Origin of the sequence: Streptomyces flavalbus (assembly GCF_042674625.1) — a bacterium.
Taxonomy (GTDB): domain Bacteria; phylum Actinomycetota; class Actinomycetes; order Streptomycetales; family Streptomycetaceae; genus Streptomyces; species Streptomyces flavalbus.
On sequence record NZ_JBHTEB010000001.1, the window covers coordinates 6386894 to 6401144 of the forward strand.

Here is a 14251-nt window from a genome sequence, read left to right on the forward strand (position 1 = left end):
GAAATTCTCCGGCCACCGACCGAATAACGGGAAAAGTTACGGCAGCACCCCCGCCCGGCGGGCCGCGACGACCGCCTCACCCCGGGTCCGGGCCCCCAGCCTGCGCATCGCGGAGCGCAAGTACGCCTTGACCGTCTCCGGGCGCAGCCCCAGCCGCCGGGCCGCGTCCGCGTTGGTCGCGCCCGCCGCCACACAGGCCAGCACGTCCACCTCGCGCGGCGCCAGCGCCACCGTGCGCGGCGCCTCCCGCGGGGCCAGCAGCCCGCACGCGGCCAGCAGCTCCGCCCGCAGCGCCGGGTCGGCGATCCGCGGGGCGAGCGCCCGCAGCGCCGTGTGCGCCTCCCGCACCCGCTCCCGTACGACGGTGCCCTCCGGCCCTCCGGCGGCTTCCGTCAGCAGGGTGTCCGCCTCCTCGCGCACCAGCAGCGCCTGCTCCACGTCCCGCGCCGCCTCCACCGCCGCGTGCAGCACCCGGTCGCCCAGGGGCCGGGCGGTGCGCAGGGCGCCGTACAGCACGCCGCGCACCCGGCGCCGTACCACCACCGGCACCGCCAGCACCGAGCGCAGGCCCTCGGCGGCCACCGGGACGTCGTACTCGTGGCTGATCCGCCGGGAGGCGGGGTAGTCGGCCACCGCGCACGGCCGGGCCAGCGCCACCGCCCGCCCGCCGAGCCCGTTGCCCGACCCGACCGCGAGGGCCTGGAGCGAGCGGGTGGCGGTGCCGCTCAGCTCACTGATCCGCACCAGCGGACGCCCCGGCTCGACCAGCCCCCCGAAGGCGACGGGCAGCCCAGTGGCCCGCCGCAGCCGCACCAACGCGTCCCGCACCTCCACCGACCCGACGACGGACCCGGTGGCCGCCCCGGCCGCCGACCGCCCCGCCGTTCCGCCCGGCTCCGCTGCCACATGCTCGCCTTTCCCGTGCCCTTCACACCCACCGCGCCGCCCGCCGTGCCGCGCTTCCCCCCGTTCGGGGGTAGTGAGACCCGCATCACGGATTACACGATGTCCGGGAGCCGCCCGGCAATGGTCGGTTCGGCACCTAGGAGGACAGTTGACTTCCTCCCTCGCCTAAAGGCGTGGGATTCCAACGGTCGCCCGCTGGGCTTCCTGCTTCACCGACGACCGCCGCGTCCGGGAGGACTCCCGTTGAGGTCTTACACCGTCTCCACAGGCAGACGCCGCCAGCCCGGCGGCCAGGATGTTACGAGCCGCGTTCACGTCGCGGTCATGCACAGCGCCGCAGTCGCACGTCCACACGCGGACGTTCAGCGGCAGCCTCGCCGCGACCGTGCCGCAGGTTCCGCACAGTTTCGAGCTGGGGAACCAGCGGTCGACCACGACGAGTTCGCGCCCGTACCAGGCGCACTTGTACTCCAGCATCATGCGCAGGTCCGTCCAGGCCGCGTCCGAGATGGCGCGCGCCAGCTTGCCGTTCTTCAGCAGGTTGCGGACGGTGAGGTCCTCGATCACGACCGTTTGGTTCTCACGGACGAGCCGAGTCGACAGCTTGTGCAGGAAGTTCCGGCGCCGGTCGGCGATCCGCGCATGGACCCTGGCGACGCGATGGCGGGCCTTCTCCCGGTTGGCCGAGCCCTTCGCCTTCCGCGACAGCTCCCGCTGCGCGCGGGCCAGGCGGGCACGGTCGCGCCGCTCGTGCTTCGGGTTGGCGACCTTCTCCCCGGTGGACAGGGTCACCAGGGAGGTGATCCCGGCGTCCAGGCCGACCGCCGCGTTCGTGGCGGGCGCCGGGGCGATCGTGTCCTCGCACAGCAGGGACACGAACCAGCGACCCGCCGCGTCGCGGGACACGGTCACCGTGGTCGGCTCCGTGCCCCGCGGAAGCGGACGCGACCAGCGGATGTCCAGGGGCTCCGCCATCTTCGCCAGAGTCAGTTTCCCGCCGCGCCACGTGAAGGCGCTGCGGGTGTACTCCGCCGACGCCCGGGACTTCTTCCGGCTCTTGTACCGGGGGTACTTTGCCCGCTTGGCGAAGAAGTTGGCGAACGCCGTCTGCAAGTGGCGCAGCGCCTGCTGGAGCGGAACCGAAGACACCTCCGTCAGGAAGGCCAGTTCCTCGGTCTTCTTCCACTCCGTCAGCGCGGCGGACGACTGCACGTAGGAGATCCGGCGCTGCTCGCCGTACCACGCCCGGGTGCGCTCCTCCAGCGCCTTGTTGTACACGAGGCGGACGCAGCCGAACGTGCGCGACAGCTCAGCCGCCTGCTCGTCCGTGGGAGAGAAACGGTACTTGAACGCCCGCTTGACCTGCCGCATCACATCTCACACGCTATCAGGTTCCATGTGAACGGCGAGTGTCGGGCCGTGGGCAGTGCACACCAGTCCGCTCTGGCGGCGAACCGGCTTTCCCTGCCCTGCTCCGCAGGAGCTTCGTTTCCTCTCCCGGCTGAAGTCGGGAGTATCCACGAAGGAGAACCCCGATGACGACACCCATGGAGGAGTTCCGCAGGGCACGGGACTTCCTGTTGGAACACCGCGCGGACTACGCCGCCGCCTACGAGGGCTTCACCTGGCCCCGCCCCGAACGGTTCAACTGGGCGCTGGACTGGTTCGACGCCGTCGCGGACGGCAACGACCGCACCGCCCTGCACATCGTGGAGGAGGACGGCACCGAGACGCTGCGGTCCTTCGCCGAGCTGTCCGACCGCTCCGACCGGGTCGCGCGCTGGCTGCGCGGGCTCGGGGTGCGCGCCGGGGACCGGGTGCTGGTGATGCTCGGCAACCAGGCCGAGCTGTGGGAGACCGCCCTCGCCGCGATGAAGCTGCGCGCGGTCGTCATCCCGGCCACCCCGCTGCTCGGCCCCGCCGACCTGCGCGACCGCGTCGACCGGGGCGCCGTACGGCACGCCGTGGTCCGGGCCGCCGACACCGGCAAGTTCGCCGACGTCCCCGGCGACTACCACCGCATCGCGGTCGGCGGCGCCCCCGTGGGCTGGGAGCCGTACGAGGAGGCGTACGCCGCGCCCGCCGGGTTCACCCCCGACGGCCCCACCAGCGCCACCGACCCGCTGATGCTGTACTTCACCTCCGGCACCACCGCCCGCCCCAAACTCGTCGAGCACACCCACGCCTCCTACCCCATCGGCCATCTGGCGACCATGTACTGGATCGGCCTCAGGCCCGGCGACGTGCACCTGAACATCTCCTCGCCCGGCTGGGCCAAGCACGCCTGGTCCAACCTGTTCGCGCCGTGGAACGCCGAGGCGACGGTCTTCCTGCACAACTACACCCGCTTCGACGCCGCCCGGCTGATGGCCGAGATGGACCGCGCGGGCGTCACCACGTTCTGCGCCCCGCCGACCGTGTGGCGGATGCTCATCCAGGCCGACCTGAGCCAGTTGCGCACCCCGCCCCGCGAGGCCGTCGCCGCCGGTGAGCCGCTCAACCCCGAGGTCATCGAGCAGGTCAAGCGCGCCTGGGGCGTCACCATCCGGGACGGCTTCGGCCAGACCGAGACCGCCGTCCAGGTCTCCAACAGCCCCGGCCAGCCCCTGAAGACCGGCTCCATGGGCCGCCCCAGCCCCGGCTTCCGGGTGGAACTCCTCGACCCCGTCACCGGCGCGCCCGGCGCCACCGAGGGCGAGATCGCGCTCGACCTCGCCGCCCGCCCCGTCGGCCTGATGACCGGCTACCACGGCGACCCCGAGCGCACCGCGGAGGCGATGGCGGACGGCTACTACCGCACCGGCGACGTCGCCTCCCGCGACGAGGACGGCTACCTCACCTACATCGGGCGCGGCGACGACGTCTTCAAGGCATCCGACTACAAGATCAGCCCCTTCGAGCTGGAGAGCGCCCTGCTGGAGCACGAGGCGGTCGCGGAGGCCGCCGTCGTCCCCGCGCCGGACGAACTGCGCCTCGCCGTGCCGAAGGCGTACGTCGTGCTGGCGGAGGGCTGGGAACCCGGCCCCGACACCGCCAAGGTGATCTTCGAGCACTCACGCGACACCCTGGCGCCGTACAAGCGCGTCCGGCGCCTGGAGTTCGCCCCGCTGCCCAAGACCGTCTCCGGCAAGATCCGCCGCATCGAACTGCGCGAGGCCACCGCGGCGGGCTCGGACGCCGAGTACCGCGAGGAGGACTTCCGGTGAACTCCACCGCCGCGTGATCCTCGTCGACCCGGGTCTCCCGAAGGACCAGGTCAGTCCGGGTCGCCGGTGGCGCGGAGGCGGCGCAGGGCCAGGATCAGGTTGGCGCTGCCGAACGTGGCGAGCGCGGTGACGCCCCCCAGGGTCGCCGCGACACCGGCCCGGTCCAGCACGGCGCCCGCCGTCAGGAAGCCCAGCGGCCCGGCCAGGGTGCTGATCGTGACCACGGCCTGGAGCACCTTGGGCCCGAAGCCGTCCGGCAGCCGGGCCGAGAGCAGGCCCATCAGCGGCGCGTTCGCCAGGGGCGCGGCGGCCGACGACAGGCCGACGGCGACGACGAGCACGCTGGCGGGCACGGGCACCAGGAGCGCCCACAGGGGCAGGGCGACGAAGACCAGGGCCGTACAGGCCAGTCGTACGGGGGCGACCCGGGCCGCCAGCGCGTAGGCGGCCACCGAGCCCACCAGGCCACCCGCGCCCAGGGCGGCGATCAGCAGGCCGCCGACCCTGGCGTCCCCCTCGAACCGGGCGAACGCCAGCACCGGCATGGTGATCGTCAGGGTCCGCAGCATCAGCCCGAACACCACGGTGGACAGCATCGCCCGGCGCAGGAACCAGTCCCCGCACAGGTGCCGCACCCCCGCCCACAGGCCGCGGGGCCCGGCCCCGGACCCGCCGCGCCCGCCACGCCCCGCCGGGACGCGGCGCAGCAGCAGCAACCCGGAGAACGCGAACGAGGCCGCGTCGAGCCACACCACCGACGTGGTCCCCACCAGCGGGATCAGCGCGCCCGCGAGCGCCGGTCCGGCGAACGCCGAGCCGTTCTGCACACCCTCCAGCGCGCTGTTGGCGCGGGCCAGCGAGCGGGCGTCCGGGCTCAGCAGCTCCATCGCCAGCACCCGCTGGGCCGCGTGGTACGGAACGGCCAGCGCCCCGAGCGCCGTGACGATCGCCACCAGGACGGCCAGGTTCAGCGCGCCCAGGGCCTGGAGCAGCGGGATCAGCGCCACCACCGGGGCGCGGGCGAGATCGGAGACGACCATGGTGCGGCGGGCGCCCAGGCGCTGGATGACCTCCCCGCTCACGAAGCCGAGCAGTGCCATGGGCAGCACCTGGGCCGCGAAGACCACGCCCGCCCGGGTGGCCGAGCCGGTGGTCTCCAGCACCAGCCAGGGCAGCGCGAGCAGGGTCATCTGGGTGCCCAACGCCGTCACCGCGCCCGCGACGTAGACCGCCGCCAGCGCACGGCTCGGCCTGCCACCCGCTGGGCCGTTCGGCGCTCCGCCGGGTGGGACGGGGGTCGCGCCGCGCCGGGCCGCCGCGATCGTCATCGGGTCGCCCCTCTCTCTTCGATGGGTCCGGGCCGTTCAGTCGCCCCCGCACCCTGTCGCCCTGCCGCCGTCCGCCGCCAGGGAAGGACCGGCAGTGGCGCACTGCCGGTGCCGCTGCGCTTTCTTCCCTGCCGCGCCGCCCGCCGGTCCGGCAGTGTGAGGGCCGTCGGAGCCCAGCACGGCCGGGGCCACCGGCGGCGGAAGCGGACACCAGCGAAGGGAGGGACGGCGATGAGCGGCGGTATCGGACCGGCGGTGCACGTCCCGTCCTTCGCGGCCCGCGACGGGCGGCGAGCGGTCGAGACCCGGTACGTGGACGGTCTCCCGCAGATCGTGGCCTGGGACCTGACGACAGGTCAGCGCCGTCAGGCGACCACCGCGCCGCTGGGTGTGGAGACCGCCGCCATCGAGCCGGACGGCCGCGGCCTGTGGTGGTTCGACGCCGCCCCCGACGGTCAGGGCCGCTGGCTGCGCGGGCCGTTCGAGGGCGGGCAGCCGCGCCCGGCGCTCGACGGCGTACCCACCGGGCGGATGCACGGCCTGGCCTTCGACGCCCGAAGCGGCCTCGCCGCCGTCGGCGTCGGGGTCGCGGACCGCTCGTGGTACTACCTCGGCCGACCGGGCGAGCACGCCCGCCTGGTGGCCGAGGAGCCCGGCTACGCGCCGGTGGTGGACCTGGCCCCCGGCGCCCGACTGCTGGCCACCGCGGGGTGCCCGACCGGACCGGCCGCGGTCCGGCTGTGGTCACCGGCCTCCGGCGACCTCGTGGACACCATCCCCGGCGACACGGGGGACGGCGAGGGCGGCGCGGTGTGGGCGCTGGGCTTCCGCCCCGACCGCACCACCACACGCCCCGAACTGCTGCTCGTCCTCGAACGCGCGGGCCGCTACACCCTGGCCTGCTGGCGGCAGGGCGAAGGGCTCCGCACGCACGGCCCCGGCTCCGCCCTCGACTTCGACACGGAGATCACCGCCTGCTGGTACGGGCCCGGCCGCACGGCGCTGGTCCAGCAGGACCGGGCGGGACGCAGCCGCCTGCTCCGCGTCGACCTCGACCGTGGGACGACGACGGCGCTTCCCACGCCCGAGGGCACGGTCATCGACTTCTCCCCCGCACCCGACGGCACGGTCCACTACCTGTGGAGCCGCGACGGCGAGCCACCGCGGCCACTGGTCTGCCCCCCGGAGAGCCAGGAAAGCGCGGAAAGCGCGGAAAGCGCGGAAGGCGCGGAAGGCGCGGAAGGCGCGGAACGGCCCGGTCGCTCCGGTCGCCCCGGCCACTCCACGACAGCGCCACACCGCACGGCGCCCGGCGGTACGACCGCATCCAGCCGCCGCGAGCTGTGGACACCCCGGCCGTACGGGCGCATCCACAGCTTCGTGGCCACCCCGCCCGGCCGCGCGCCGGGCCACCGCCCCTGGCCGACGCTCTTCCTCGTCCACGGCGGGCCCCACACCCACGACCGGGACGCCTACGACACCCGGACCGAGGCCCTGCTCCAGGCCGGGTTCGCCGTGGTGCGCACCAACTACCGCGGCTCGACGGGCTACGGCCCCCGCTGGCGGGACGACTTCGGCCACCGGGTCGGCCTCGCGCAGCTCGAAGACCTCGCCGCGGTGCGCGGCCACCTCATCGACGCGGGAGTCTCGGAGCCGGGCCGTACCGGCCTGTGCGGCTACTCCTGGGGCGGCTACCTGACGCTGCTGGCGATGGGCGTCCAGCCCCGACTGTGGGACGTGGGGCTGGCCGTCGCCCCGGTGGCCGACTACACCGCGGCGTACCGGGCGACGACGCCAGCGCTGCGGGAGGTCGACGACCGCCTCTTCGGCGGCACCCCCGAGCAGGTGCCGGACCGCTACCGCGCGGCCTGCCCGATGACCTACGTGGGCCGCGTACGCGGCCCGCTCTTCCTCGCCGCCTCGGCGGACGACGAGAAGTGCCCCCCGGACCAGATCGAGCGCTATCTCGCCGCGCTGCGGCGCCGCGACGTCCCGCACCGCGTCCGATGGCTCGGCGGCGGACACGACGTGGGCCGTGACCCGGCCGGACACGCCGCCGCCTGGGCCGCCATGGTGCGCTACGCCGACGACGCGCTGCGCGCCTCCTCCAAAACCGCCGACCGCCGCCACAGCGGACGGACCGGCTCGCACCACCCCGTCCACCCCACCGAAGAAACCGTAGAAACCGACACCGACACCGACACCGACACCGAAGAAGAGATCCAAGAGAGAGGTCAATCCCATGAAGCGTCACGGACTGCGCGTCGACCCCATCAGCGCCACTGAGCGGGAGCGCGGGATCATCATTCACCCGGGACCCGAGACCGCCCTCGGCAAGGCGGTCCCGGTCCGGCCGAACCGCCCGGCGCGGACCCGCACCACCTGCGCGGAGAAGAAGTCGCCCGTGCAGTGAGCCCAAGCGGCGCCGTAGCGGGGTGCCACTCCCGGCACCCCGCCGCGGCGCAGGCCGTACCGGTGAGGACAGGAAGACACCATGACCACAGCCACGGCAGCACCCCGCACGAACGGCCCCCGGCCGGAGGAGACGGCGGCACCCCGCCAGAACCCGCCGACGTTCCTCAGCGACCCGTACCCGACCCTGGCCAGGATGCGGGAAGCGGCCCCGGTCTCCGTGCTGCACAGCGACGGCGGCCTGCGGCTGTGGATCATCCCGCGCTACGCCGACGTCCGGGCCGCGCTCTTCGACCGCCGCCTCGCGCAGGACGCGCGGCGCGCCCAGGCCCTGGCCGACAGCCGGTTCGAGGGCGTCAACCTGGGCGCCGAGATCACCCACATGCTGAGCAGCGATCCGCCCGACCACACCCGCCTCCGCCGCGTCGTCCAGGCGGCGTTCAGCCGCAAGCGGGTCGAGGCGATGCGGCCGATGGTCGAGCGCGTCACCCTCGAACTCCTCGACGGACTGGACGCGACCGTCGCGCGCCCCACGACCGGCGCCCCCACCGCCACGGTGGACCTGATCCGTGACTTCGCCTTCCCGCTGCCGATCCTCGTCGTCTGCGAACTGCTCGGCTTCCCGCCCGAGGACCGCGACCTCTACCGGACGTGGTCGACCGCCATCGTCACCCAGGAGGGCGACCAAGAGGCGTTCCGGCGAGCCGTCCAGGAGATGGGCGCGTACGTCCTGGCCCTCGCCGACCGGCGTGCCCGCCGCAACGACCGACCCGACGACCTGCTGACCGAACTGCTGGCGGCCCGCGAGCGCGGGGAGCTGACGGACGACGAGATCGTGGGCATGGTCGCCCTGCTGCTGATCGGCGGCCACGAGACCACCGTGAACCTGCTGGGCACCTCCTGCCTCGCGCTGCTGCGCGAGCCGGGCCAGGCCGCCTGGCTGCGCGCCGATCCCGCCCGGATGCCGATGGCCGTCGAGGAGTTCCTGCGCTACGACTCCCCGATCTGCATGGCCACCACCCGCTTCACCACCGAGCCGGTGGAGGTCGGCGGGGTGGAGATCCCGAAGGACGAGTTCGTGCTGCTGTCCCTCGGCGCGGCCAACCGCGACCCGGCGCGCTTCCAGGACCCCGACCGCCTCGTCCTCGACCGCCGGGACGCTGGCCACCTCGCCTTCGGCGGTGGCATCCACCGCTGCCTCGGCGCCCTGCTCGGCAAGCTGGAGGCCGAGGTCGCGCTCACCGCGCTCCTCGCCCGCTTCCCCGGGATGACCCTGGCCTGCCAGGAGCGCGACCTGCGCTGGCGCAACACGATGATGCTGCGCGGCCTGGAGTCGCTGCCCCTCACCCTGCGCCGCTGACTTCGGACGTACGACGGTCGAAGGGCCGCCGACCGACGGCTATCCGCCGGTCCGCCGATCAGACGCCCGCCGGGGACCGTAAGATCGGGTGCCCTGGGGGTGGGGTGAAGATGGTGAAGCGGCGCCCTGGCACCACGCCGACGCTGGAGGAAGTGGCCGCGCTTGCCGGGGTGGGGCGGGGCACGGTCTCCCGCGTCATCAACAACGCGACCGGGGTCAAGGAGTCGACCCGGCGTGCCGTGCAGCAGGCCATCGCCGAGCTGGGCTACGTGCCGAATCTGGCGGCCCGTTCACTGGCGGGGCGGCGCGCGGACGCCGTGGCGCTGGCGATCACCGAGAAGGACTGGCGCAAGTTCGGTGAGCCGTTCTTCTCGGAGGTGGTACGCGCGGTCGGGGACGCGCTGGCGGACACCTCGGTGCAACTGCTGCTCACCCTGGTCCGTTCGGACGCCGAGCGGACCAGGTTCGTCGAGTACGCGCGCGGCGGCCGGGTCGACGGGGTGCTGCTGATGTCCGTGCACGCCGAGGACCCGCTGCCCGACATGCTCGCCGACGCCGGGCTGCCCACCGTGCTGCTAGGCCGCCGCTCGGGCGAGGAGCAGGTCACCTACGTCGACGCGGACAACGCGGGCGGCGCCCGGGACGCCGTCGCCCATCTGCTGCGCGGCGGACGCCGGGCGATCGGCACCGTCACCGGGCCGCTGGACATGTACGTGGCGCAGAGCAGGCTGCGCGGCTACCGGGAGGCGCTGACCAGGGCCGGGATCGAACCCCGGGCGGCCTGGGAGGCCGAGGGCGACTTCACCGAGGAGAGCGGATACCGGGCCACCGCCGAACTCCTCGCCCGGGACCCCGGCCTGGACGCCGTGTTCGCCGCCTCGGACACCATGGCCGCCGGGGCGCTGACCGCGCTGGGCGCGGCGGGGCGCCGGGTGCCGGACGACGTGGCGGTGATCGGCTTCGACGACTTCCGGCTCGCCCAGGACACCGCGCCACGGCTGACGACGGTGCGGCAGCCGCTGGAGGAGATCGGCCGGACGATGGTGCGGCTGCTCCTGGAGGAGATGGAGCAGCCCGAGGTCGCCTGGCGGCACGTGATCCTGCGGACCCGGCTCGTGGTGCGGGACTCGGCCTGAGAGACGCAGGAGGTGCGCTTCGAATGTTTCGGGAGCGCTCCCAATTCCATCAACCTGTTTTCGATCATCCTGTCTGAACAGGGCATTCGAAATCGCTTCGACATTTCTTCGATACTTCGCGTGCACACAGTCTTGTCAGGGACATGGGCCGCTTCTACAGTCTCCGGCGTACCAAGTTATGGGAGCGCTCCCATCAGTGGGGAGTTGGGAGCGCTCCCGCCCCCTGCTCCCCCTGCTCCCCCCTGCTCCCCCTCCCCATCCCTCCCCACTCCTCCCCCCGCACTCTTCCCCCGCACCGGAGAGGCCCCATGCGATCGTTAGCGCACGGCACCCGCACTCCGCACGCCCTGCTCGGCATACTGCTCACCGCTCTCGCCACCGTCGTGGCGCTCCTCACCGCCGCTCCGGCCGCCCAGGCCGACACCCTGATCTGTGAGCAGTACGGCTCCACCGTGATCCAGGGACGCTACGTCGTCCAGAACAACCGCTGGGGCACCAGTGCCACCCAGTGCGTCACCGCCACCGACAGCGGCTTCCGGCTCACCCAGGCCGACGGCTCCGTCCCGACCAACGGCGCCCCGAAGTCGTACCCGTCGGTCTTCAACGGCTGCCACTACACCAACTGCTCCCCGGGCACCAACCTCCCGGCGCAGGTCAGCTCCATCTCCAGCGCGCCCAGCAGCATCTCGTACAACTACGTCTCCAACGCCGTCTACAACGCCTCGTACGACATCTGGCTGGACCCGACGCCCAAGAAGGACGGGGTGAACCGGACCGAGATCATGATCTGGTTCAACCGGGTCGGCTCCATCCAGCCCATCGGCTCACCGGTCGCCACCGCCACGGTCGGCGGGCGCAGTTGGCAGGTGTGGACCGGCAGCAACGGCTCCAACGACGTGATCTCCTTCGTGGCCCCGTCCGCGATCGGGAGCTGGAGCTTCGACGTCATGGACTTCGTCCGGCACACCATCTCCCGGGGCATGGCGCAGAACAACTGGTACCTGACGAGCGTGCAGGCCGGGTTCGAGCCGTGGCAGAACGGCGCCGGGCTCGCCGTGAACTCCTTCTCGTCGAGCGTGAACACCGGCGGCGGCAACCCCGACCCCGACCCCGGCGGCTCGGCGCAGTGTGACGTCACCTACGCCACCAACGTCTGGCAGGGCGGCTTCACCGCCGACGTCACGGTCAAGAACACCGGCTCCGCGCCCGTCAGCGGCTGGCAGCTCGCGTTCACCCTGCCCTCCGGGCAGCGGATCACCAACGCCTGGAACGCGACCATCTCCCCGTCGAGCGGGGCGGTCACCGCGACCCCGGCCGCGCACAACGCGACCATCGCCGCCGGGAGCAGCGCGACGTTCGGCTTCCAGGGCACGTACTCGGGATCGTTCGCACAGCCGGGTGAGTTCCGGCTGAACGGGACCGTCTGCTCCTGACCGCCCGAAGCGGTCCACCTCGGTCCGCTCCTGGCCCCGCCCCCGCCTCCACGCCGACGGGGGCGGGGCCGGAGCCCCGGTCGCGTTCCCGCCGCACGCCTCCCCCTCCGGCCCGCACCCGGAAAGGCCCCCCGACCCATGGCCCTGAGCACCGCCCCGCCCCGCCGCCGCCCGGCGCTCGTCGCCGCGCTCTGCGCCGCCGCCCTCGCCGTCACCGGCCTGACCGGCGCGGCCCCCGCGCCCGAACCCGCCGCGTCCGCCGCCGCGCTGCCCTACCAGGACCCGTCCCTGCCGGTGCCGCAGCGGGTCGACGACCTGCTGGCCCGGATGTCCCTCGACGACAAGCTCGGCCAGATGACGCAGGTCGAGAAGGAGGCGCTGGTCCCGCAGTCGGACCTGGCGACGTACCGCATCGGCTCGGTGCTCTCCGGCGGTGACTCCACGGTCAGCCCCAACAACGCCCAGACCTGGGCCGACACCTACGACTCCCTCCAGCGCACCGCACTGACCACCCCGCTCGGCATCCCGATGATCTACGGCATCGACGCGGTGCACGGCCACAACGCGGTGCGCGGCGCCACGCTCTTCCCGCACAACATCGGCCTCGGCGCCACCCGCGACGCCGACCTGGTGCGGCGGGTCGGGCGGGCGGTCGCCGAGGAGGTCGCGGGCACCGGCATCGACTGGTCGTTCGCGCCCTGTCTGTGCGTGGTCCGCAACGACCGGTGGGGACGCACGTACGAGTCCTTCGGGGAGAAGCCCGAACTGCCCACCGCGATGACCTCGTTCATCACCGGGATGCAGGGCACGACCCTGGGCGCCGACCCGGCGTCCGTGCTCACCACCGCCAAGCACTACCTCGGCGACGGCGGCACCACCGGGGGAGTGGACCAGGGCAACACCGAGCTGTCCGAGGCCGAGTTGCGGGCGGTCCACCTGCCGCCGTTCGCGGAGGCGGTACGGCGCGGCGTCGGCTCGGTGATGCTGTCGTACAGCAGTTGGAACGGGGTGAAGTCGCACGGCCACAAGTACCTGGTCACCGATGTGCTCAAGGGCGAGCTGGGCTTCACCGGGTTCGTCGTCTCCGACTGGGCCGGTGTCGACCAGCTCGACGGGCAGAGCGGGTTCACCGGCGCGGAGATCGCCACCGCCGTCAACGCGGGCGTCGACATGGTGATGGTCCCGCACGACTACACCCGCTTCCTCACCCTGCTGCGCGGCGAGGTCAACGCCGGGCGGGTCCCCATGGCCCGGGTGAACGACGCCAACCGGCGCATCCTCACCAAGAAGTTCGAACTCGGCCTGTTCGAGCGCCCGTTGACCGACCGCGCCTACACCTCCACCGTCGGCTCCGCCGCCCACCGGACGCTGGCCCGGCAGGCGGTGCGGGAGTCTCAGGTGCTGCTGAAGAACGACGGCGGGCTGCTGCCGCTGGCGAAGTCGGCGAAGGTGTTCGTCGCCGGGAAGAACGCCGACGACATCGGCAACCAGAGCGGCGGCTGGACCGTCGGCTGGCAGGGCCGCAGCGGGGCCGTCACCGAGGGCACCACGATCCTCCAGGGCATCCGCGCCGCCGTCACCGACCCGTCCCGGGTCACCTACGACCGGTACGGCAACGGCATCGACGGCAGCTACTCGGCCGCCGTCGCCGTCGTCGGGGAGACCCCGTACGCCGAGGGGCGCGGTGACCGGCCCGGCACGATGGGCCTGGACCAGGAGGACCTGTCGACGCTGGCCCGGCTGAAGGCCAGCGGCGTGCCGGTGGCCGTGGTGCTGGTCTCCGGGCGCCCGCTCGACATCGCGACCCAACTGCCCGACTGGCGGGCGCTGCTGGCGGCCTGGCTGCCGGGCACCGAGGGCGCGGGCGTCGCCGACGTGCTCTTCGGCGACCACGCCCCGACCGGCAAGCTCCCGGTGAGCTGGATGCGCAGCGCCTCCCAGCAGCCCGTCAACGACGGCGACGGCAAGAGCCCGCTGTTCCCCTACGGGTACGGACTGACGTACGACGGCACCCCCGACCCCGATCCCGACCCGGACCCCGATCCGGAACCGGTGGGCGGCTGCACCGCCGACTTCCGGCTCGTCAACTCCTGGCCGGGCGGCTACCAGGCCGAGGTCACCGTCAAGAACACCGGCACCAGCCCCGTCTCGGGCTGGACCGTCGACTGGGACCTCGGGGGCGCGACCATCACCAACCTGTGGAACGGCGTCCTCACCGTCGCGGGCGGCCGGGCCACGGTCCGCAACACCGCGTCCAACGGCGCGCTGTCGCCGGGTGCCACCACCTCGTTCGGCTTCACCGGCGGCGGCACGCCGGGCACGCCGACCCCGCGCTGCGCGACCGGCTGACACCCGGTCACGGAGCACCGTACGGCGGGCTGACCGCCGTACCCAGACCACCACCGCAGGCACCACCGGCACCACCCGCACCACCGGCACCACCGGCACCACCCGCACGTCCGCACATCCC

Annotated in this window: 10 protein-coding genes; 7 read left to right on the forward strand and 3 right to left on the reverse strand. The window is 73.4% G+C overall.

What is annotated here, in order from left to right; translation table 11 throughout:
- Positions 1-36: 36 nt before the first annotated feature.
- A complete protein-coding gene (locus tag ACFQZ6_RS28590; protein ID WP_381618712.1) occupies positions 37-834 on the reverse strand; it encodes a helix-turn-helix transcriptional regulator in 798 nt (265 codons plus the stop codon).
- 237 nt (positions 835-1071) lie between these two features.
- Positions 1072-2280, reverse strand: a complete 1209-nt coding sequence (locus ACFQZ6_RS28595; RefSeq protein WP_381614537.1) for an RNA-guided endonuclease InsQ/TnpB family protein — start codon at positions 2278-2280, stop codon at positions 1072-1074.
- A 161-nt stretch (positions 2281-2441) separates the two neighbouring features.
- Between ACFQZ6_RS28595 and ACFQZ6_RS28600 the strand changes: the two genes are divergently transcribed.
- Positions 2442-4112 carry an AMP-binding protein gene (locus tag ACFQZ6_RS28600; RefSeq protein WP_381614540.1) on the forward strand — a complete coding sequence of 557 codons (1671 nt, stop codon included), beginning with the start codon at positions 2442-2444 and terminating at the stop codon, positions 4110-4112.
- Positions 4113-4162: 50 nt separating this feature from the next.
- On the opposite strand, the gene ACFQZ6_RS28605 is transcribed toward ACFQZ6_RS28600, so the two are convergent.
- The gene (locus ACFQZ6_RS28605; RefSeq protein WP_381614543.1) at positions 4163-5440 is read right to left on the reverse strand and encodes an MFS transporter; all 1278 of its coding nucleotides are present in this window, start codon (positions 5438-5440) and stop codon (positions 4163-4165) included.
- 231 nt (positions 5441-5671) lie between these two features.
- On the opposite strand from ACFQZ6_RS28605, the gene ACFQZ6_RS28610 reads away from it, so the two are divergent.
- The 6 genes from ACFQZ6_RS28610 (at position 5672) to ACFQZ6_RS28635 (ending at position 14130) form a co-directional block, all read left to right on the forward strand.
- Complete coding sequence (locus ACFQZ6_RS28610) at positions 5672-7726, forward strand: prolyl oligopeptidase family serine peptidase (RefSeq protein ID WP_381614546.1); 2055 nt, start codon at positions 5672-5674, stop codon at positions 7724-7726.
- Positions 7683-7853, forward strand: a complete 171-nt coding sequence (locus ACFQZ6_RS28615; protein WP_381614549.1) for a hypothetical protein — start codon at positions 7683-7685, stop codon at positions 7851-7853. The genes ACFQZ6_RS28610 and ACFQZ6_RS28615 overlap by 44 nt, the downstream gene beginning before the upstream one ends.
- 81 nt (positions 7854-7934) lie before the next feature.
- A complete protein-coding gene (locus tag ACFQZ6_RS28620; RefSeq protein WP_381614552.1) occupies positions 7935-9212 on the forward strand; it encodes a cytochrome P450 family protein in 1278 nt (425 codons plus the stop codon).
- A 110-nt stretch (positions 9213-9322) separates the two neighbouring features.
- Positions 9323-10348: a LacI family DNA-binding transcriptional regulator gene (locus ACFQZ6_RS28625; RefSeq protein ID WP_381614555.1), complete on the forward strand. Its 1026-nt coding sequence runs from the start codon at positions 9323-9325 to the stop codon at positions 10346-10348.
- 308 nt (positions 10349-10656) lie between these two features.
- A complete protein-coding gene (locus ACFQZ6_RS28630; protein WP_381614558.1) occupies positions 10657-11781 on the forward strand; it encodes a GH12 family glycosyl hydrolase domain-containing protein in 1125 nt (374 codons plus the stop codon).
- Between the two features lie 138 nt (positions 11782-11919).
- Positions 11920-14130: a glycoside hydrolase family 3 N-terminal domain-containing protein gene (locus tag ACFQZ6_RS28635; protein WP_381614561.1), complete on the forward strand. Its 2211-nt coding sequence runs from the start codon at positions 11920-11922 to the stop codon at positions 14128-14130.
- Positions 14131-14251: the final 121 nt, after the last annotated feature.